This is a genomic window from Carnobacterium gallinarum DSM 4847, from assembly GCF_000744375.1.
In the GTDB taxonomy this organism is placed as follows: domain Bacteria; phylum Bacillota; class Bacilli; order Lactobacillales; family Carnobacteriaceae; genus Carnobacterium; species Carnobacterium gallinarum.
In genome coordinates, this window is sequence record NZ_JQLU01000005.1 from 1,709,813 (window position 1) to 1,730,246 (window position 20,434).

General features: G+C 34.4%; 19 protein-coding genes. 13 read left to right on the forward strand and 6 right to left on the reverse strand.

Annotated features, from left to right (window positions below; genetic code table 11):
• Nucleotides 1-61: 61 nt before the first annotated feature.
• From BR43_RS12790 to BR43_RS12820, 7 genes are all read left to right on the forward strand, one after another.
• Nucleotides 62-1,066 (forward strand): LacI family DNA-binding transcriptional regulator, encoded by a 1,005-nt coding sequence (locus tag BR43_RS12790; protein ID WP_034562542.1) that lies wholly within the window; start codon nucleotides 62-64, stop codon nucleotides 1,064-1,066.
• Between the two features lie 69 nt (nucleotides 1,067-1,135).
• Nucleotides 1,136-2,401, forward strand: a complete 1,266-nt coding sequence (locus BR43_RS12795; RefSeq protein WP_034562543.1) for an extracellular solute-binding protein — start codon at nucleotides 1,136-1,138, stop codon at nucleotides 2,399-2,401.
• A gap of 19 nt (nucleotides 2,402-2,420) precedes the next feature.
• Nucleotides 2,421-3,347, forward strand: a complete 927-nt coding sequence (locus BR43_RS12800; RefSeq protein ID WP_034562546.1) for a carbohydrate ABC transporter permease — start codon at nucleotides 2,421-2,423, stop codon at nucleotides 3,345-3,347.
• Nucleotides 3,348-3,360: 13 nt separating this feature from the next.
• Complete coding sequence (locus BR43_RS12805) at nucleotides 3,361-4,194, forward strand: carbohydrate ABC transporter permease (RefSeq protein WP_034562548.1); 834 nt, start codon at nucleotides 3,361-3,363, stop codon at nucleotides 4,192-4,194.
• A 2-nt stretch (nucleotides 4,195-4,196) separates the two neighbouring features.
• The gene (locus tag BR43_RS12810; RefSeq protein WP_157464128.1) at nucleotides 4,197-5,816 is read left to right on the forward strand and encodes an alpha-glucosidase; all 1,620 of its coding nucleotides are present in this window, start codon (nucleotides 4,197-4,199) and stop codon (nucleotides 5,814-5,816) included.
• Nucleotides 5,817-5,842: 26 nt separating this feature from the next.
• Nucleotides 5,843-7,615: an alpha-amylase family glycosyl hydrolase gene (locus tag BR43_RS12815; protein WP_034562552.1), complete on the forward strand. Its 1,773-nt coding sequence runs from the start codon at nucleotides 5,843-5,845 to the stop codon at nucleotides 7,613-7,615.
• A 36-nt stretch (nucleotides 7,616-7,651) separates the two neighbouring features.
• Nucleotides 7,652-7,921: a SemiSWEET transporter gene (locus tag BR43_RS12820; protein WP_034562554.1), complete on the forward strand. Its 270-nt coding sequence runs from the start codon at nucleotides 7,652-7,654 to the stop codon at nucleotides 7,919-7,921.
• Between the two features lie 707 nt (nucleotides 7,922-8,628).
• On the opposite strand, the gene BR43_RS12825 is transcribed toward BR43_RS12820, so the two are convergent.
• The 6 genes from BR43_RS12825 to BR43_RS12850 all read right to left on the reverse strand — a co-directional run bounded on the left by BR43_RS12825 (nucleotide 8,629) and on the right by BR43_RS12850 (nucleotide 13,893).
• Nucleotides 8,629-8,889 carry a metal-sensitive transcriptional regulator gene (locus BR43_RS12825; protein ID WP_034562556.1) on the reverse strand — a complete coding sequence of 87 codons (261 nt, stop codon included), beginning with the start codon at nucleotides 8,887-8,889 and terminating at the stop codon, nucleotides 8,629-8,631.
• Nucleotides 8,889-9,185 carry a rhodanese-like domain-containing protein gene (locus tag BR43_RS12830; protein WP_034562558.1) on the reverse strand — a complete coding sequence of 99 codons (297 nt, stop codon included), beginning with the start codon at nucleotides 9,183-9,185 and terminating at the stop codon, nucleotides 8,889-8,891. The genes BR43_RS12825 and BR43_RS12830 overlap by 1 nt, the downstream gene beginning before the upstream one ends.
• Nucleotides 9,178-10,836 carry an FAD-dependent oxidoreductase gene (locus tag BR43_RS12835; RefSeq protein ID WP_034562560.1) on the reverse strand — a complete coding sequence of 553 codons (1,659 nt, stop codon included), beginning with the start codon at nucleotides 10,834-10,836 and terminating at the stop codon, nucleotides 9,178-9,180. The genes BR43_RS12830 and BR43_RS12835 overlap by 8 nt, the downstream gene beginning before the upstream one ends.
• Complete coding sequence (locus tag BR43_RS12840) at nucleotides 10,836-11,153, reverse strand: rhodanese-like domain-containing protein (RefSeq protein ID WP_034562562.1); 318 nt, start codon at nucleotides 11,151-11,153, stop codon at nucleotides 10,836-10,838. The genes BR43_RS12835 and BR43_RS12840 overlap by 1 nt, the downstream gene beginning before the upstream one ends.
• 764 nt (nucleotides 11,154-11,917) lie before the next feature.
• The gene (locus BR43_RS12845; protein WP_034562564.1) at nucleotides 11,918-12,433 is read right to left on the reverse strand and encodes a hypothetical protein; all 516 of its coding nucleotides are present in this window, start codon (nucleotides 12,431-12,433) and stop codon (nucleotides 11,918-11,920) included.
• Complete coding sequence (locus tag BR43_RS12850) at nucleotides 12,430-13,893, reverse strand: helix-turn-helix domain-containing protein (protein ID WP_034562568.1); 1,464 nt, start codon at nucleotides 13,891-13,893, stop codon at nucleotides 12,430-12,432. Before BR43_RS12850 ends, BR43_RS12845 begins: the two co-directional genes overlap by 4 nt.
• A 297-nt stretch (nucleotides 13,894-14,190) precedes the next feature.
• On the opposite strand from BR43_RS12850, the gene BR43_RS12855 reads away from it, so the two are divergent.
• The 6 genes from BR43_RS12855 (at nucleotide 14,191) to BR43_RS12880 (ending at nucleotide 20,346) form a co-directional block, all read left to right on the forward strand.
• Complete coding sequence (locus BR43_RS12855; protein WP_034562570.1) at nucleotides 14,191-16,245, forward strand: MucBP domain-containing protein; 2,055 nt, start codon at nucleotides 14,191-14,193, stop codon at nucleotides 16,243-16,245.
• A gap of 18 nt (nucleotides 16,246-16,263) precedes the next feature.
• Nucleotides 16,264-16,581, forward strand: coding sequence for an EF2685/EF0750 family sortase-dependent surface protein (locus BR43_RS12860; RefSeq protein ID WP_034562577.1), 318 nt, complete (start codon nucleotides 16,264-16,266; stop codon nucleotides 16,579-16,581).
• A complete protein-coding gene (locus BR43_RS12865; protein ID WP_034562579.1) occupies nucleotides 16,578-17,327 on the forward strand; it encodes a WxL domain-containing protein in 750 nt (249 codons plus the stop codon). The genes BR43_RS12860 and BR43_RS12865 overlap by 4 nt, the downstream gene beginning before the upstream one ends.
• A 76-nt stretch (nucleotides 17,328-17,403) precedes the next feature.
• Nucleotides 17,404-18,555, forward strand: coding sequence for a WxLIP family cell surface protein (locus BR43_RS12870; RefSeq protein ID WP_034562582.1), 1,152 nt, complete (start codon nucleotides 17,404-17,406; stop codon nucleotides 18,553-18,555).
• Nucleotides 18,556-18,577: 22 nt separating this feature from the next.
• On the forward strand, nucleotides 18,578-18,811 hold the full coding sequence (locus tag BR43_RS12875; protein ID WP_034562584.1) for a hypothetical protein: 234 nt from the start codon (nucleotides 18,578-18,580) through the stop codon (nucleotides 18,809-18,811).
• Nucleotides 18,812-18,855: 44 nt separating this feature from the next.
• Entirely contained in the window at nucleotides 18,856-20,346 is a 1,491-nt protein-coding gene (locus BR43_RS12880; RefSeq protein WP_034562586.1) for an AcpB/EbpR/MafR family transcriptional regulator, read from the forward strand.
• The last annotated feature ends 88 nt before the right edge of the window (nucleotides 20,347-20,434 follow it).

A 20,434-nucleotide genomic window follows, 5' to 3' on the forward strand; every position in this document is an offset into this window, starting at 1 on the left:
TACGATACTTTACGTAAACGTTTACTATGTTAAGGTATCTACTATGAAAAGAGGAGAAACGATGGCAGCAACAATTAAAGATATTGCTAAAATTGCTGGGGTTTCTACTGCCACAGTATCTCGAGTGATAAATAATTTAGATGGCTACAGCAAAGAAGTCGAAACAAAAGTTTTAGCAATTGCTAAAGAATTAGGTTATCGAAAAAATGAAAATGCTATTAGTTTAGTGAAGAAATCTACTAAGCTGATTGGGGTTGTAATGCCAGATGTAGCTACTTCCTTCTATGGAAAGATTATCAATGGAATTGAAGATATGGCTTCGGAAGAAGGATATGGTGTTATTCTCACCCATGCTGGTGTTGAGGGAAAGAAAATCGGTGGAAGTCTGAATTTAATGGCTGAACGAAGAGTTGACGGCATCATTATTGTCTCGATATTACTATCAGAAGCTGAGATTGAGCAATTGAATAAGCTAGCAATTCCAACGATACTCTTATCTACAAAATCGACTGATGAAAAAATTCCATATATTAAGGTAGATGATTATGCAGCTTCTAAAGCGGCTGTTAATTATTTGATTTCATGTGGTCACGAAAGAATTGGCTTAGCTGGGGTTAATCCTGAAGATCCAATTTCAGGGAAACCAAGAATTAGCGGGTATGTAGATGCCATTAGCGAAGCAGAGTTACGGGTTGATTATAACTTAATCAAATATGGTGATTTCAGCTTTGAATCTGGAAAGGAAGCCATGGACTATTATCTAAAAATGGATCAATTACCAGATGCAGTCTTTTGTGTCAGTGATGAAACGGCTTTAGGCATAATTTCTGCTTGTTATGAAAATAAAATCGTTATTCCTGATGATATTTCTGTAATTGGTTATGATAATTCGAGAATTTCATCGATGTCGACACCACCAATTTCAACTATTGCTCAACCTTTCTATACAATGGGAAGCTTAGGATGTCAAAAATTAATCCATTCGCTCCATGAAGAAGAAAAAGTAGCCTCTCAAATTGTTGAATTTGAATTAATTGAAAGAAAATCAGTTCAGTTTAAAAAATGAAATTATCCTTGTGATAATTTTTATTTTTAATTTTTACGTAAACGTTTAACTAAAAGGAGGAAATCAACTATGTTTAAGAAAAAGTTTGGATGGGCAGTGCTTTTAGGGTTAATGGTGAGTTTGTTAAGTGCTTGTGGCGGAAGTAAGAGTGAAGCGAATCAAGAGGGGAGTTTTGATCAGAATCAAGAAGTAACAATTAGTATGTGGCATACGTTTAGTGATGTTGAAACGGAAATAGTTGAAAATAAAATTATTGCAAAGTTTAATGAAGACTATCCAAAGATTAAAGTCGAGGCAACAAGAATGCCAAGTGGAAATGAATACAATCAACAAATTGTGCAAGCGGTGTCAGGAGGAAGCGCGCCAGATATTGCGCGAATGAATATTACCGATGTACCAAGATATGCCAAGTTAGGTGCATTAGAACCATTAAAAAAATATGAAGGATTTGATGCTATTCAAAAGGAAGTATATGAAGGCCCGATGAACACCAATGCTTTTGCGAATGATTTTTATGGCATTCCGTTGAACACTAGTACTAAAATTGCAATTTATAATAAAAAATTGCTAAAGAAAGCTGGGCTTACAGAACCACCTAAAACATTTGATGAGCTAATTGATGCTTCACGAAAGATTTCCAATGATGAAACGTATGGATTTGCACCACAAAATATTGAGATTTGGGGAACGATGCCTTATTTCTATTCATTAGGTGGTAAATATACTGATGAAGATACAAAAAAGGCAACGGGGTATTTAAACTCTAAAGAGAGCATTAATGCGTTGAAACAGTTAGTTAAGTTAAACAAAGAAGGTTTAGTCGGGAAATCCCTTGAAGGCGGACTTGGTTCTTGGGAAGGATTTAAAGGCGACAATTATATGATGATTGACGATGGAACTTGGTTTGCAACTGCGAATGAAGATGTCAAAGACAACATGGTATTCGGGTTATTCCCAGAAGGCAAAGGCGCTAGCATTGAGCCGATTGGAGGAGAAAATACAGTTGTATTTAAATCAAGTCAGCATAAAGAAGCAGCATTTATTTTTGCACGTTTTTTAGCCTCAGATGAAGCTCAGACAATCTTTGGGGAAGAACTGGGAATGATGCCGGTTAATACAAAAACAGCAGAAAAAGAGTTTATCAAAGAGAACGAGATGCTTAGTTTATATATGAAACAGTTGGAAACAGCTAAGCCGTTAGTGCAATCACCTGAATGGAATGAAATCAATAGCGTCATTTCAAAGACCTTTGAATCGGCTATCAAAACCGATACTTCTGTTGAAGAATTATTAAATGATGCTGCAACTCAAGTAGATGCGTTGTTAAACCAATAAGACAGCAAGGAGATAAGCGATGATGAAGAAAAATGAGAAACGAAAAAATTATGCTGCACTAGAAACTAGAGATGCTTGGTTATTTATTGGTTTAGGAGTCATTCTTTTTAGTGTGTTTGTTTTGTATCCTCAACTGAAAAATATTTATATGGGGTTTACGGAATATAGTATTATTCCAGGGCAGCCTAGTAAATTTATTGGCTTAGATAATTTTAAAAGGATGTTTTTTTCTGAAGGAGCTCTTGGTGAAAGTCAGTATTTTTATATCGCCTTGAGAAATAGTATTTTGGCAGTTCTCGTTACAGTACCAGGACAATTGATAATTGGTATGGGTGTGGCAACAATTATTCATAACTTATCTAGAGGGAAATTAATATATAAAATAGTGTTATATATTCCAGTAATTTCTAGTTGGGTAGTTGTATCGGTATTATTTAAATATATTTTTCAAGATACGAAGGGGTCGTTGGTTAATTATGCTCTGATTCAAAGTCGGTTGATTGATTCTCCGATAGCGTGGCTAAATAATGCAACGACTGCCAATATTGTCATTTGGGTATTGTGCATCTGGAAGGGCGTTGGTTGGGTGATGATTATCTTTACAGCGGCACTTCAAAGTTTGCCTAGGGATGTTTATGAAGCAGCTAAAATTGATGGATCCAATGCGTTACGAACATTTACAAACATTACTATGCCACTTCTAAAGCCTACGATGATTTATTCAATTGTTCAACTGACGATTGGAGCTTTTGGTATCATGATCCAAGTTATCATGATTACTGGCGGTGGACCGATGGGAATGACGGAGACGCTAAACAGCTACATGTACAACAAAGCCTTTTCACAATTTCAATTCGGCTATGCGTCAGCTGTCGCACTTATTATGGGGTTAGTTGTTATTTTTATCACGATGCTTCAAAGAAGAGCATTTAAGGAAAATCAATAGGAGGGGATAGTCTATGAAGAAGAAAAGAACAGCGATACAAGTCTTTTTACATGTTTTTTTAATTGGAGCATCACTTTTGTCAATCTTTCCTTTTCTATATATGTTAGCGACGGCTTTGACAAAAGACACGTATATTATGCCTTTTCCGCCTGTTTTATTTCCAAAAGAATTCTATCTAGGCAATTTTATTAGCGCTTGGACATCCAATAATTTTGGTAGGTATTTTTTGAATAGCCTTTTTATTTCAGTTGTTACGACGGTTTTAGCGATTGTTATTTCAACAGCATCTGCGTATGGATTTGCAAAGATAAAGTTTCGAGGCAAGTCTATTATTTTTAACTTGTATATTTTTTCAATGATGATTCCCGCTGTGTTAGCGCTAGTCTCTCAGTATACGGTTTTAAATAGTTTGAATTTAATCGACACTTACAAGGGATTGATTATGCTATATGTCAGCGGCGGTATTGCTGGAAATACGTATTTTTTGAAAGGCTTTATTGAAGATTTGCCAGATGAATACGCAGAATCTGTCTACATTGATGGAGGAAGTCGATTTACTGTTTTTAGACATATTATTTTGCCGTTGTGCCGACCTTCAATTGCAACCTTGGCCATCTTATCATTTATGGGAACTTGGGATGAATTCTTTTCCGCGTTGACTATTATTAAAACAGATGCCAAAAGAACACTGCCTATTGCGATACGACTTTTTCAAGGGCAAAATGCAACTCAATGGGGATTAGTATTTGCAGCGGCATTAATTGCCCTGATTCCGATTCTAATTATTTATATAACGTTCCAAAAATACTTTATTAAAGAAAATGAAAGCGGAGGAGTTAAAGGCTAATGATTCGTAAAAAATGGTGGCAAGAAGCAGTCGTTTATCAGATTTATCCAAGGAGTTTTCGAGATGGAGACGGAGATGGCATCGGCGATTTAAGAGGGATTATTAATAAGTTGGGCTATTTACAGGATCTGGGGATTTTGGCTATCTGGCTTTCTCCGGTGTATGAATCGCCTAATGACGATAATGGCTATGATATTAGTGATTATCAAGCAATTATGCAAGAATTTGGAACGATGAAAGACATGGAAGAGTTAATTGATAAGGCCAATGATGCTGGTATAAAAATGATTATGGATTTGGTAGTTAATCATACTTCGGATGAACATAAATGGTTTATTGAAGCGAGAAAAGGCAAAGAAAATCCGTATCGAAATTATTATATTTGGAGAAATCCTACTCATTCTAGTGAACCGAATGAGTTGAAATCGACTTTTAGCGGAAGTGCTTGGCAATTTGATGAGACTTCTGGTCAATATTATCTACATTTATTTAGTAAAAAGCAACCGGACCTGAATTGGGAAAATAACGAAGTCCGGAATGAAATCTACGCTATGATGAACTTCTGGCTCGAAAAAGGAATTGGCGGCTTCCGAATGGATGTTATTGATTTGATTGGGAAACAGCCAGATCAAAAAATTACTGGAAATGGTCCCAAAGTACATGACTATCTACAGGAAATGAATCAGGCGACTTTTGGCAAATACGATATGATGACCGTTGGCGAGACGTGGGGAGCAACTCCAGAAATTGCTAAGCTATACTCTAATCCGAATAGAAATGAGTTATCAATGGTTTTTCAGTTTGAACATGTTTCGCTGGATGAACAGACTGGTAAGGCCAAATGGGATTTAAAAAAGCTGGAAGTTTCTGAGTTGAAAAAAGTTTTCTCTAAATGGCAGACAGCGATGGGGGATGAAGGCTGGAACAGCTTGTTTTGGAACAATCATGATTTGCCACGAATCATTTCTAGGTGGGGAAATGATGGTGAATATAGAGAAAAAAGTGGTAAACTCTTCGCTATTCTTTTGCATGTAATGAAAGGGACGCCGTATATTTATCAAGGCGAAGAAATAGGGATGATTAACTATCCGATTACGTCGATTGAGGAAGTTTCTGATATTGAAAGCATCAATATGTATCACGAGCGCCTTTCACAAGGATATGAAAAGACCGCCATTATTGAGTCCATTAATACGAAAGGCAGAGACAATGCGCGAACACCGATGCAGTGGGACGATTCTGAAAATGCAGGATTCACTGAGGGAGTTCCTTGGCTACACGTTCACCCAAACTACAAAGAAATAAATGCTAAAAAAGCTTTGGCAAGTAAGACGTCAATTTTTTACACATATAAAAAATTGATTGAATTACGCAAAAATAATCCACTAGTCGTTTGGGGAGGTTATCAGTTAGTTGAGGAAACGGCTGCTGAAATATTTGCTTATTATCGCACCTATAATGAGGAATCTTGGTTGGTGATTACGAATCTTTCTGGTAGGCAGAATCAGTTTATGTTAGAACATGAGCCAAAAGAAGTCGTTATTTCTAATCGAGAGGATTTTGTGATTGAGAAAGGGCTTAACGTGTTGGAACCTTATGATGCAATTGTTGTCAAAGTTTAGTGGGATAGTTTGAAAGGAGAATGGCGATGAATTACGAGATTATCGAGGCCCCAGAGGATTTAGAAAAGTTGATTATTTATGAAATTGCGACAAAGGGATTTACCTCACCAAATGGAGCCGAATCAGGAACGTTTATGTCTTTAGAGGGAAAAATGCCTTATTTAAATGAGCTAGGAATCAATGGAATCTGGCTTTCAGGACATCAATATTGTGACGGAAATCATTTTTATAACATCTGGACAGAGTATGCCTGTATTCGACCGGATCAGTTAGATCCAACTTTGGGAACAGAAGCTGAATTTAAAAGCATGATTCAAACGGCTCATGCATACGGAATTAAGGTTTTTCTTGATGTTATTACTCACGGCGTTATGAAAGATAGCTCGTTAGTAAAAGAACATCCAGATTGGTTTAACGGCGAATCTTGGGGGATGAAAGATTTTGATTGGTACGGTGGGAAAAAAGAGCTGGACGAGTGGTGGATTGAAACATGGTTGAGATACATTACTGAATTTGATATTGATGGATATCGGTTGGACGTAGCACATTATCGCAATGATTTATGGGCGGAAATTCGTAAAAGATCTTTAGCTGCAGGAAAACGAATGATCCTTATTGCCGAAAATGGTCCTTCTACTAGAGGTGTAATTGACTTGCTTCAACATGGAGAAAGTGTTTCTCATAACTTTGGCGTAAATCAGTCTTCAAGAATTTTGTCAGATGTAGGCGGATACTTCAAGGATCGGCAAAGTCGTGTAAATGACAATTATGAAGTAGAGATTTTCTATACAGATGGAACTGTTCAAAACAGTCGCCAAAATAATTGGTACGAAAAGGGAAAAGTTCCTGAATTAATTTGGGAAGGGACGGAGTCGCGAATTGTTAATTCTAAAACGTATGAAGTTGCGTTTCAAGAGCAAGTTGGAAAACTGAGAATTGAGAATAGTTATGGAGAAAAGGAAATTAAGAATATTCAAATGCAGGATCGACAAGGGCAATTATGGAATAGCACTATTTTATTAGATGGGATTATTGAGGTCGATTATCGGATTAGTTACCAGAAAAAGGCTAATCAGTTGTTGCTGGAATTTCCACTTCGTATTCAGGATGGTCAGTATATGTCTGTTCAACTGAGTGGTCATGACAATGGTTGGGAAGGATATCCGTTAGATAAGACACCTTATGCAGCACAAGGAAGTCGTTATTTATTAGGCTATACAGCACTTCTAGCTCCAGGGATTCCGATTTTTATGGCGGGAGAAGAGTTTGATGCGGGCTATCGACCATTACCTAATCTAGCTCCAAATCTTTTTGGAAAAGAACGCATAGGAGAGGGCAGATGGCTCTATGGTAGTTGGTTAGACTGGGATCAACTTGAAATAGCTGGAAAACGGGATACGTTGAATGATACTAAGAGAATAATCGCAATTCGGAAGCAATATGCTGATGTAATGAAGCCACTGAAAATGGGAGAAGCACATCCGAATTTTGGTAAGCTTAATTATAAAAGCTCAAGTGAACTTCCGGTTCCTTATTATTATCAGTCCGCAGAGATCGTTTTAGTTATTTGTGCAAATCCAAGTGAAAAGCTAGATGTTTCCTTAAAACTAGAGATGGAACCTGTTCTTTCCGAAACTATAAAATGGGAAGTAACGGCATTATTTGGACAATTACCGAATCAGCAAGTTTCATTTGTTGGAACGCCTCAGGAGATAGCCAATAAAAATTGGGAGATTTCTAGGGATAAAAGTTTACATGGTGGTTTGCTAGTATTAAAAATGGAAAAATTGACTGAATAAGATAGGTTGAAAGATAGAGAAAAGCGAGGTAAAAAAATGATTGGAAGTTTGGCTGGCATTCTCACAACAGTAGCTTTTGTTCCACAAGTAGTTAAAATTCTCAAAACGAAAGAGACTAGCTCAATTTCTATACAGACGTGCTTGATGCAAGTAGTTGGCGTTTTTTTATGGTTGATTCATGGTCTTTTTAAAGGGGATGTGCCACTTATTGCTGCAAATTCCATTACACTAGGTCTAACACTGATAATTACCATATGTAAGCTAAGGTATAGTAGTGAGTCCGTTCTAAAAAATAGAAAAGCATAAACTAAAACGTATGAAATCAGTATTTTGTGATTTCATACGTTTTTATAGTTTAGGTTAAGAACAGGTGAATTGAAGAGGTTGTGGCAATAGGAACAGCTTAGTCTACCTTGTACTTTTTTAGATTAAGAACAGTTAAATAAAATATATAACGAAGATTGTCTCGTATTTACATTCCATTGTTTTAGATTAATAACACCGTGTAATGTGACGTAAGGAGTTGTGCTTCCGGCATTTACATTACATTATTTTAGATTAAGAACCAATTTATATGAGTTTGCGCCTGAATACGTTAATCAATTTACATTACACTATTTTAGATTAAGAACAACTCATAAGTCTGTTCAAAGATATCAGGATTACAATTTACATTACACTATTTTAGATTAAGAACTAATGGTAGTGGTGAAACTAAGTTCCGTTCTATGGGATTTACATTACACTATTTTAGATTAAGAACAGGTACCCTATTCAGCCCTTTAATACCAAGGGTTTCAAAGACCTAATCTGTCGACCTACTCATTTTGAGGATTTCTATTCTTTAATAGTAACATAATGAAGGAACAATTTCATTAAAAATCCAGATGTATCAAGGGATTGGACAAATCTGTCGATCTCCCCACTTTTTTACATTATTGGAGGTCGACAGATGGCATAGCCTCAAAAAATCCCCTCCTAGTTGTTGGTATACTAGAGAGGGGATGTCTATTTTATTTTTTCATAATCATTTGAACGGCTTGTTCGATTTTTTTTGCTTGATTCTCTGTATCTAATTCAGGATTTTCAAGACAATTTTTTAAATTCTCAGCAACAATAATCCCCATAATACGATCGACACTTGAGCGGACGGCGCTTAGTTGGGTAATCACATCTACACATTCTTTTTCGTCTTCAACCATTTTTTGGATTCCACGAAGTTGTCCTTCAGCTCTTTTTAAACGGTTTAGAATATTTTTATCACAGTTTTGCATTAAGCTAATGCTCCTTTCCAAGACGACATGCCACCCATTACGTTGATAACGTTGAATCCTTTCTGGCTAAGAAAATTGCAAGCATTTGCAGAACGACCACCAGAATGACAAATGATATAGTAAAGCGTATCTTTTTTCAACTGTGTGAAAGTGCTACCTAGTAAACTAAGGGGCATATTTTGTGCGGAAGGGATATGACCACTTTGAAATTCATCCACTTCTCTAACATCTAAAATAATCAAGTCTTCATTTTTTTCTTTTTGATAAAATTCATCAATAAATATTGAGTTATACATGGATAATCTCCTCTGGTTTAACAGTATTGTACAGGGCAAATGCTCCGTCTAAATTTTGCACATGAAAGCCTGCTTGTTTCAAGATACGTTCGCCAATATAGCTGCGTAATCCGCTGTGACAAGTAATAATATAGGCTTTTTTTATATCTAATTCAGCGATACGACAACGCAAATCATCTAATGGAATATGCAACGCATTTTTGAAGTGTCCATTACTTTTTAATTCACCAGAATTTCGGACATCTAGTATGATTTTACCATTTTCCACCTCTTTTTCAAGGTCAGACCACTGAATAGTGTGGCTCAATACTTCAGCGAGATTCATAGCTGCATAGCCAATCATATTGACAGGATCTTTTGCGGAACCAAATGGAGGGGCGTAGGTGAACTCTAGCTCGGGCAAATCAAAGATTGTTAACCCACCTTTAATAGCAGTTGCTAAACTGTCAATTCGTTTATCGACACCTTTCATTCCAACTCCCTGTGCACCATAAATTTCACCAGTTTTCTCATTAAAAATAAGTTTCAACGTTAATTCTGTGGCACCTGGATAGTAGCTAGCATGGTCTTTTCCAGACGTGTGGACAACACTTACAGCTAAGCCAGCTTGTTTTGCACTGCGTTCACTTAGACCTGTTGAAGCTGCACTTAAATCAAAGACACGTACAATAGCTGTACCGATACTGCCTTTGTTCTTTCGTGGAAAGCCAGCAATCACATCAGCTACTTGTCTACCTTGACGATTAGCTGGAGAGGCTAGTGAAATCAGTGCATCTTCACCTGTAATTTGTTGTTTCACCACAATGGCATCACCAACAGCATATATATCAGACAAACTTGTTTGATAGTGTTCATCAACTAAAATACCACCTCGTAAGCCTAAGGCAATACCGGCATCTTTTGCCAATGTATTTTCAGGTTGTACTCCCACAGATAGAATCGTTAAATCTGATAGAATAGTAGTTCCATCTTCTAAAATAATCTCTTTTCCAGCCTGTTTGAAAGCGATAGCCGATTGAGAGGTGATGACCTTGACACCATTTTTAATCAGTTCATTTTTAACGTAGGCCGCCATCTCTTCATCTAGAGTGGGTAAGACATGTGGGGCTTTTTCAATAATCGTGACATCTAGTCCACTTTTACGTAAATTTTCTGCCATTTCTAAGCCAATAAAGCCAGCACCAATTACTGTAGCATGTTTAGGATTTTTTTCTTCAAAATGTTGCATAATTTGATCTAAATCAGGAACATTTCTTAAACTAAAAACATTGGTAGCTTCAGTTAAACCTTCAATAGAGGGAATAAAAGGTTTTGCACCAGGGGATAAAATCAGATAATCATAGTTTTCAGTAAAAATTCTATCTCTATGCTGAATCGTGACGGTTTTATTTTCTGGTTGAATGGCTTTTACTTCATGGTAGGGACGCACATCTAATCCGAATCTAGCCTTTAAGTTTTCTGGTGTTTGCACTAATAAAGCTTCTCTTTGGTTAATCTCACCAGAAACGTAGTAAGGTAAGCCACAGTTAGCAAAGGATACAAAAGGTCCCTTTTCTAATACGATAATTTCTGCATCTTCCATCAAACGGCGTAAGCGTGTTGCAGCAGACATTCCTCCGGCAACGCCACCAACGATGATAATTTTAGGCATTAGTTTCTCCCTCCTTTAACAGGTCCAGTCCAACGATTCATGCCTCCACGAACATTGATTGCTTGGTAGCCTTTCTTTTTTAGAATATTCGTCGCCTGTTTGCTCCGCATTCCTGATTGGCAAATTACATAAATTTCTGAAGAGTGTTTATATTTATAGTTACTTATTTTATTTAAGGGAACGTTTTTTGCTGTGCTAATATGCCCCCTCTGGTATTCCTCGGTAGTTCTAACATCTAGTAAAATACTGCTTTTTTCTAATTTTTCCATTAATTCATTCGTTGAAATGGTTGCTGTTCTTTGAAATAATCCAAACATAAAAAAGCTCCTCTCATATAAAGTTTAATATACCCGCATAGGTATATTAAACTTTATATGAGAGGAGATGTCAATGGTATTTTGTGTTTTATAAAATAGTTAAGCACTACATAATGAGTTTTTTTTATTTATACCTATGGTAGGTATAGTGTGTTCTCGTTAGAAAAGTATCTAAAATTAGCAATAAGCAAAATTATGAAACTGTAAAAAAGCATAGGAAAATAAGTTGGAGGTATAAAAAAAGGTGACCACTACAAATCGTTTATGGATACGAAATATTAAAAAAAATGAAAAGGATTTTGCTGCTCTATGGAGGATAGTTAGGATTATTGCTAAGGGGTGTATGAAGAGTTCAGGAGGCACGGAATTGTCGCAGAAGCTGGTAAGCAATTCTTGATTTTTTAATGACTATAGACAGAAAGTATATTACAGCTACACATAATATAGAAATAGTCATAGTAGGGAAGTTATGAAAAAAATTTGAAATGACCTACTATATTCCTATAAAGAGTTATGACATCCGAAAAATAAATTAGTTCCTTTTCGCAGGTATCAACTTAATTTTGATGATTGTCTGGATCGTGTTTATCAAGCATTTTGGGAAACGTATCGAACGCATTTTATTGAATCGATTACGTGAAGGCCGATAATAATAAATTTTAGGTTAAATAGATTAAAAATTAAGACTTATCAGTAATGTAAGACACTTTTTTTAGGGGGAAAGTGTCTTTTTTTGTTAAATTAAAGAAAATAACAAGCAAGGATTATGGTTTTTTTAGTCCAAATATTAGTGTTCCTGATAAGCTAGAGAAAATTTTACCTGTAATTGTTTGTGGAGCATTATCAGGAGGAGAACCGTCAGATGAAGGCTGTGGTTTGGGAGAATTTGCTGAAGTGATAGGCTGGTTTGATAAATCAAAATCTATGAGAGTAGACACTTTTTTTCTCTGCAAATAAGATACAGGGCGTGAACTAATAATAATATTTGGAATAACGGGAAGTGTCGAAGAGGAAGAAGATTTTGGTGGTGTGTGTACAGTATTCTTTTCTTCCTGTTCTAATTCCGGATTTTTAGGTAAATCTCTTGGTCGTAAGGGAGTGAAAGGTTCAGTTGGATCTAATGGATTTACAGGGTGTCGTGTTTGCTTCAAGCTAACATCAGTAGATGCTTCTACTGATGTTGCTTTGTTAATTTGTAAAAAAATTAATGAGACAGAAATTAACAAGCTGGTAAAGAGATACATCACTTTTCTATTAAGACGATACTCTTTTCTTTTCATACAAGGCTCCTTTTTTTTGCAGATTGTCTTATTTTTATAATTAAATTACCAAAAGCTTCCCAATCAGAGGCAGTTGGAGGACTATTCCAAATTAGGTAATCACAATCCACTTTAGAGGGCAAAATATCCGATAAATAGATATCTGTATGGGAGGATAATGAATTTTCAATTTTAATGTAGAGAAAAGGTAGATTTTTTAATGTTAGTTGAATGAAATGATTATAATTTTCTCCATAAGAGAAATCGATGGTAACGTAGATAGGATCCAAAATTTTATCAGTTGGGAAATATTTTAATAAAACAAAAATGTAATCATATAACAATACATTTTCAAAGGATTCGATGTTAACACTTTCCTCAGCGATATCAATTTGATGGATAAATATCTGACAAAAATTATAAAAATCAATATAATTTTCTTTTAAAAATTCTTGATTAATAAAAGAATGCCAAACATTTATTAATTGTTTATAATAAAAAATTCGATAATGAATTTTATCTAGTTCGTTAATTAAAAGCAGTGTGAGCTGTGGATCCAGTTTTAAGTTAAAATAAGACTCAATTTGCGAAATAAATTGAGCAGTCAAAAAAGACGTCTGTGGCGCTTTTTTTTTATCAAGATAAGTTGAGCTAATGTAGTCTTCTGATATGAGAAAATCAATAATAAATGTAATTTCATTATGAATATTCGTTGCAGGAAGCGATGTAAATTCGTTGGCTAACAAATTTAGTTGATTTTCTATTAAATGAATTTCATTTTTGATAACAAGCTTATAGTTTAACTCGACTGGCTCAATAACATGACCTAAATCAAGGCGTTGAAATATAATGGCTAAAAAATAACTTAGTTTTAAACGTTGGCTTTCTGAAGGTCTTTTGATAAGGATATTGGTAAGCTCGTGCTCAAAAATTTCAACAAGTTTTGTGATATCACTATCAAATGGAAACTCATAATTCTTAAATCCAGTAAAATAAAGTTGAAATAAAAATAAGCGGATATGTTTTTCATTTCCAATTAAATGATAATCAGCGGATAAGGAAATCTCATGTTTTTGTAAATAATCAGAAATTTTTGTTTTTAAAGTAAAAGCCTTAGTTTTACTCATATAGAGCTTTTCATAGAACGTTTGCAATGAAAAGTAATTGGTTTTAAAAACATAATCTAAAAGTTTGAATCGTCGTGAATCTTTTAAATAATGCCAAATTAATCGGTTGATAGAATCTTTGCCGATTTTGGTTAAGGTAATCATTTTATCTTGCTGAACAATTGAATAATATTCTTCTAAGTCATATATTTCAATATCTGCAATTAATTCAGAAACAGTTTTAGCAGCTAAAAATTCAGATAAATCTAGTGCATCTTTTATTTCATATAAAGAAACGGAATGTGCTTGGTTTAATTCTAGAAAAGAAAAAAGTTCAAGCTTTCTTTGGTCTGCTTTTTCTAATAAAAATTCCATAGGCTCCTCCAATTCTTCTAAAATTTAAACTACTAAAATTTATGTTCTGAAGATTTTATCTTTGTAGTTATTTAATTAGATAATTATTTGTACACTTAGTAATTATTATTATATAACAAATTTAACAGCTTGTGATTCATTTAACCAGTCTTTTTTTTTTGTTAATTATAAAAATAAAAAGACTGGTTAAATTAATTTTTGAATGATAGATTAGTGTGGACAGTAATTATTGTACACCAAAATGTTTTTAGGTAAGTGCAAAATCAATTAATTATTAAGAGAAGAGAGATTAGGCTAATGTGGAAAAAACAACGTAAAAACATTGTAATAATCATTATTTTAATTCAAGTTATTTCAATTGCTAATGTATCTACGCGTGTTATTGCAACTACACTATCAGATACTGGATCTACTCAAACACAACAACAAAGCACTTTGATTTCAGAGGGTAGCGATACAGCAACAAGTAATAGTAATAAAAATAATGAAGTTGAAAAAGAAGAAGATTTAAACAATCAAGTCGTAGAGTCAAGCGAAGTTCCTCAACCTCAAGAAGAGTCAAGCGAAGTTCCGCAGACAGAAGAGAAAGTTCAAGATTCAAGCAACCAGGAACAAGGAAATACAGATGCCACAACAGATACAGGAGAATTAAAGCAAGACGTAGATAAACAAGGGCAAGTGGAAAATCCAAGCAATCAAGTAGTTAAATCAACTACGCCAGATGAAAGTCCACAACCTAAAATTGAAGTAAGTATTGAGTCATCTTTTAAAGATAACAATTTAATGAAGTTGATTCAACAAACTTTAGGTGTCACCACAATTACATCAGTCAATATCCTCAAATTAACTACGTTAAGCAACCAGAAAACAGGAAGTAACTATCCTCTTATTAGTGATTTATCTGGTTTAGAAAATGCAACTAATTTAAAGCAGTTAGAATTGAGTCAACCTAAATGGAATGATCAAGTGGGGAAACGGATTAACGATTTAACCCCACTAGCCAAGCTACCTAATTTAACTGATATAGGCATGACTAATAATGACTTAACAACGTTAGCGCCATTAGCTACGGTAACTAGTTTGAAAAAGTTAGATGTACAGGCCAACTCAATTTCAGATGTAGGGGCATTAGCAAATCTGACAAATATGGTTGAGTTAAATGTATCCAATAATCAGAGTCCGCCAATTGGTGTCGTTGCCAATTTAACTAATTTAGAATTATTAGGTTGGGGAGGGAATAATGTTACGGATATATCAAGCTTAGCTAACTTAACAAAATTGTCAACATTAAATATATACACGAATAAGATATCTGATATTTCTAGTCTAAGTGGGATGAATCAATTATCTATGTTGAGTATTAGTTCAAATCAAATAAGTGATTTATCATCCTTAAAAGGCAAAGGGATTACACAGGTGTTAGCGAGCGATAATATGATTTCGGATATTAGTCCCCTTGATCAAACCTTGTTTTTTGAAGTTAAAAAGCAAGTAGTTAATGCAAAGCCAATAGAAATAATCGGCAATGATTTAAACTTACCTAATCCGCTTATCGGTCAAGATGGTAAAGGTCTAGTGCCAGGGCAGATTTCTAATAAAGGGAAATACATTAGTGGGACAAATCAAATTAGTTGGACAGGATTACCAGATTCGGGCTCTCTTACTTTTGATTGGGCTAATGCTAGTAAAGATTTTACTGGACAGTATAAGGTGAGCTATCAAGTCGGTCAAGGACAACCAGTGACAGTAAAATATGTTGATAAAAATGGTGTTTCTTTGCTTCCTGATCAGGTGCTTACTGGGAAAGTAAATGAAGCTTATACATCTAAGGCTGAAACAATTGAAGGTTATCTGCTATCTGCACCACCAACAAATGCAACGGGTGTGTTTACCAGTCAGCCGCAAACAGTTACGTATAAATATGACGGGCAACTTGTTTTTGTATCTGCCCCATCAGCAATTAGTAGTGTTGGTGATTTAGAAATCCCAACAAAAGAAACCAATTATTCCTTAATCACAAGAGATAATGAACTTAGAATCCGTGATTATCGAGGTACATCATCAAAATGGTCATTAAAAGCCATACTAGTAACGGAAATGACTTCGGCTTCTGGGCATGTTTTAAAGGATAGTTTGTTCTACCGGCTTAATGGGAAAGAGGAACCATTTTCAGTAGGAAACTCAATTCCAATTGCTTCAGAAACATCTACCTCAACCAATGAAATTAATATTTCAAGTTCTTGGTCGGAAAACGGGGATGGTCCGCTGCTAAAAGTTAAAGGTGGTCAACCACGTAATGAATCTTATTCAGCGGAAATTGAATGGGTCTTGCAAGATGTACCGAATCCATAGACTGGGAGATAGTAAATAATGAATAAGTACATGAAATTCGTTTTATTGATTTTTGGATGTTTATTGTTACAAGCTCCGGTTATAAATGCTCAGAAACCGGGAATCTATGAAACAAAAGCTAGAGTTGGCTTTGTTGAAGGTAAAACCACAAATGAAGACGAGAACGAGCAAGAAAAAGAAGTAGTTGAAACAGACAAGACTTTTCCTAAAACGGGAGAAAAAGTTGAGCTGAATTTAGGTTATCTAGGAATAGGTTTTATAATTACGGTGTTTATCTTATTTGATAATAAGGTTTATATAATAAATGGATTAAGAAGAAAAGAGGAAAACAAATGAAAAAAATTAAATTAGCGACAATCGGAACAATTATTGCACTTACAACAATTGTTGGCGGAAATACAGTATCAGCAGCAACAGTAGGCGATCGCCAAACAGATGCTGTTGTAACGTTTAAACCAAAAGGTGGAGGATCAGTTACACCACCGGTTGATCCAACAGACCCATCAAACCCACTTACTCCAGTTGATCCGATTGATCCAAGCAAACCAATTGATCCAGGTACAACAGGTCCTTTAACTTTGGATTTCGCGTCAGTTTTTAACTTTGGTGAACAAGAAATTAATACGGTAGATAAAGTATATACAGCAAAAGCTCAACCTGGTAAAGATCATACAGGGGCAGACGTTGAAGTTCCTAACTACGCACAGATCAGTGATACGCGAGGAACTGAAGCGGGTTGGACATTAACTGTTAAACAAGACACTCCATTTACATCTAAAAAAGAAAGCAAAGAATTAACTGGTGCAGAAATTCATTTTAAAAATGCGATTGCGAAATCAGTTTCTTCTTCAGCAACTCCATCAACAGTCTCTTCTTCAGTGTCAATAATTGGCGATGGTAACTCACAATTACTGATGTCTGCAAAAGTTCAAGAAGGTGCAGGAACATGGATCTATAGTATCGGTGACGATGCAACTAAAGCTAGCAGTGTTGAATTAAAAGTACCAGCTGGTGCAAATCCAGTAGAAGATACGTATGAAACAAAATTAACTTGGGTACTAGAAGATGTGCCAAACCCATAACAGAATAAATTAAGTAGTTTGTTAGGGAATCGCATTTTATGTAGATTCCCTATTTTTAAGGAGGATACTTTGTATTATGAAAGCAAAAATTGCATTTTTTTTAACGTTTCTGACAGTATTAATTGGGTGTAGTGCAAATTCATTAGTCAGTGATGCATCAGAATTGAAATTTAGTGTAGAAACAGAAATTCCGGAAAATCAAGTGGACACGAAGCGCTCTTATTTTGATTTACAAACTACGCCAAATATGGAGCAAACGTTAATTGCTCATTTACGAAATGATACCGAGGAAGATATCACTGTTGTTCCTACAATTAAAACAGCAACAACAAATGCAAATGGTGTGATTGAATATGGAGAGTCTAATACTGATTCAGATGTTTCATTGGCATTTAAATTAGAATCACTTTTAACTAGCTCTGAATCAGAGATTGTGATTCCCAAAAATGGGAAAATCGATTACAAGTTAACCTTAAAAATGCCTGCTACTGAAATTAAAGGCTTAATTGTAGGTGGGCTAACTTTTAAAGAAAAGTCAGACTCAGAAGAGGAAAGTGGAACAGCGCCTAAAAATGAAAATGGTACACAAATCAAAAATGATTATGCCTATCTTGTAGGAGTTGTATTACATGGAACTTTACCAGCAGATAAGGCCGATCTAAAGCTAACTAAGGCTGAACCAGGTCAGCAGAATCACCATAATGTTATTAATGCTCGATTGGTGAATCCTATCTCAGATTATTTGGCAAAATTATCACTAAAAGCAACAGTGACCAAACAAAATTCCAATAAAGTACTATATTCAAGTCAACAAGCTAATATACAAATGGCACCTAATTCTTATTTTGATTATCCAATCTCATTAGAGGGCGAAAAATTAAAACCAGGAAAATACACAGTAAAAATAGAGGCAGAATCTAAAGGCAACAAATGGAGTCTGGAAAAGAATTTTGAGATTAAAGCGGATGTTGCAGATAAGTTAAATCACTCGGATATAGCATTGAAAAAGAATTACACACGTGTTTACATTATTCTTGGAATTAGCTTGATTTTAGTGGCGCTTCTGTTGCTTATTGTGACGCTTGTAAGACGCAAGCTAGCGGTAAATAATCGAAACTATCGTATCAGAGCACGTAAACAAGAAATTGAACTAAACGAATTAAGAGAAAAAATGAGTGAAGAAAGACAAAAAAATCGTCATCGAACAAATAGTAAATTAAAAAAATAACTAGTTAGAAATGGGGTAAATCATGATTTACGAAAATAAACTCCATGAAAAAGGATTACTTAGAATGATAGGCGCAATTGAATTATATGAGGGCTATTGTGATTATTTAATTGAAGAAAGCCTATCATTAGATTTAATCCCCGCTGATATTGTAGAAATGGCTGCAGATGAAAGTATTTTTCTATTGCAAGAGTATAAGAAATTGCAACTAAAATATACAGAAATCGTAAATTGGAAAATGAAAATTAATAGTTGAAGAAAATGTATTTAAATAATTATTAGTAATGGAAGTGTTGAATAATGGTACTAATAAGTTTAATGGATTCAAGAGAACGAATTGAAATCGAGATATTAAATTTGCTAGATAGTGAAGTCCGATGGTGGTCAGCCAATGAACTAAGCTGTTATACCGGCTATTCTAGTGGAACAATTAATAAATATTTAAAATTTTTACAAACCAAAATTGCTCGCTGCTGTAGTTCACAAGCAATTCTAGAAGTGAGCAATAAGGGTAGCTATTTATATAAATCAGATAATTTTAGCATTCGAGGCATCACTCAAGAAATTATAGGTGAGTCGATCACCGTAAGTATTATGGAGAAAATTTTATTGAATCAAGTGAATTCGATGGCCAGTATTCAAGAAATTTGTCATATTAGTGAGGCTTCCGCAAGAAGAAAATTAAAAGTAATCAAAAAGTTTTTAGTAAAAAGTGATTTAAAATTAGTTGACTTAACAGTTGGAATTCAAGGTGACGAAATGAAAATTCGTATTTTTTATTTCAACTTTTTTTGGCAACTATATCATGGAGAAAGTTGGCCATTTCAACATATTGACCATGAAAAAATCCGGAGTACGGTGACACAGATTGAACAAAAAGTTAGTGGAGGAAGCGGTTTTTATTTTACTTTAGAAATGGAATATTGGCTTGCAATTAATAGTTACCGTAATAGAAAAAATAGTCATTTAGAAATTACAGAAAAATATGAAATTTTAATTTCAGATAAGAAGCAAATACCTATCTTTAGTTATTACCTAAAGAAAAATAAAGTATTTTTAACGGATGCAAATAATGAAGCGATTTGGCTCTCAATTGTTTGGGATAACTTAAAAGAAGATTATAATTACTGGGAATTTTTACTAAATAATTGTGAATATGATAACAAAGATTCTTTTTTACAAACCCAGTTAATCATTGAAGAATTTGAGAAGTTTTTCTCTCATAAAATTCCTCAAGGGTTGAAAAAAGATTTGAATGTAAAACTAAATTATGTTCATTTGATTCAAGAGATTTTTAATAGTGATTTTATGTTAGGGGAGAATTATCAATATTTCCGCGAAATAAAATTATTACATCCAGGGTTTCATGAAAAATGTAAACGTTTCGTTTCTCATGCTCGAAAAGAAAATATTTTGGACGTGAAAAATGAGGAATTAATTATTATTAACTATTTATTAGTGTGTGAAGGAGTATTTTTCTTAAGTCGCTTTGATCAAAAAATAAAAATAAAATTAGTAACAGATACAGGTATATTAGCAACACAATTGCTGGGCAATACGTTATTACATGCTTTTCAAAATTCATATGCACTTGAGATTATAAACGATGATTCTTTCTATGACTTATGTTTAACTACTTATTCTAATTTGGAAAATAAAAACAAAAATAAGATTGTAACCATTAATTCAGTTTTAAGAGAACGTGATATAAAGAATATTGATGTCGCTATCGATGAGATTTTAGTTGAGCAAAGAGGGAAAAAACATTATTTAGATTTAATAAATCAATAAGAAGCAAGTTCAAAATTTAGTTAGATAGTAATACAAAAAATGAGCAAATTAATTTAATTTATTGGAGTATAGTTATATTACAGGAACA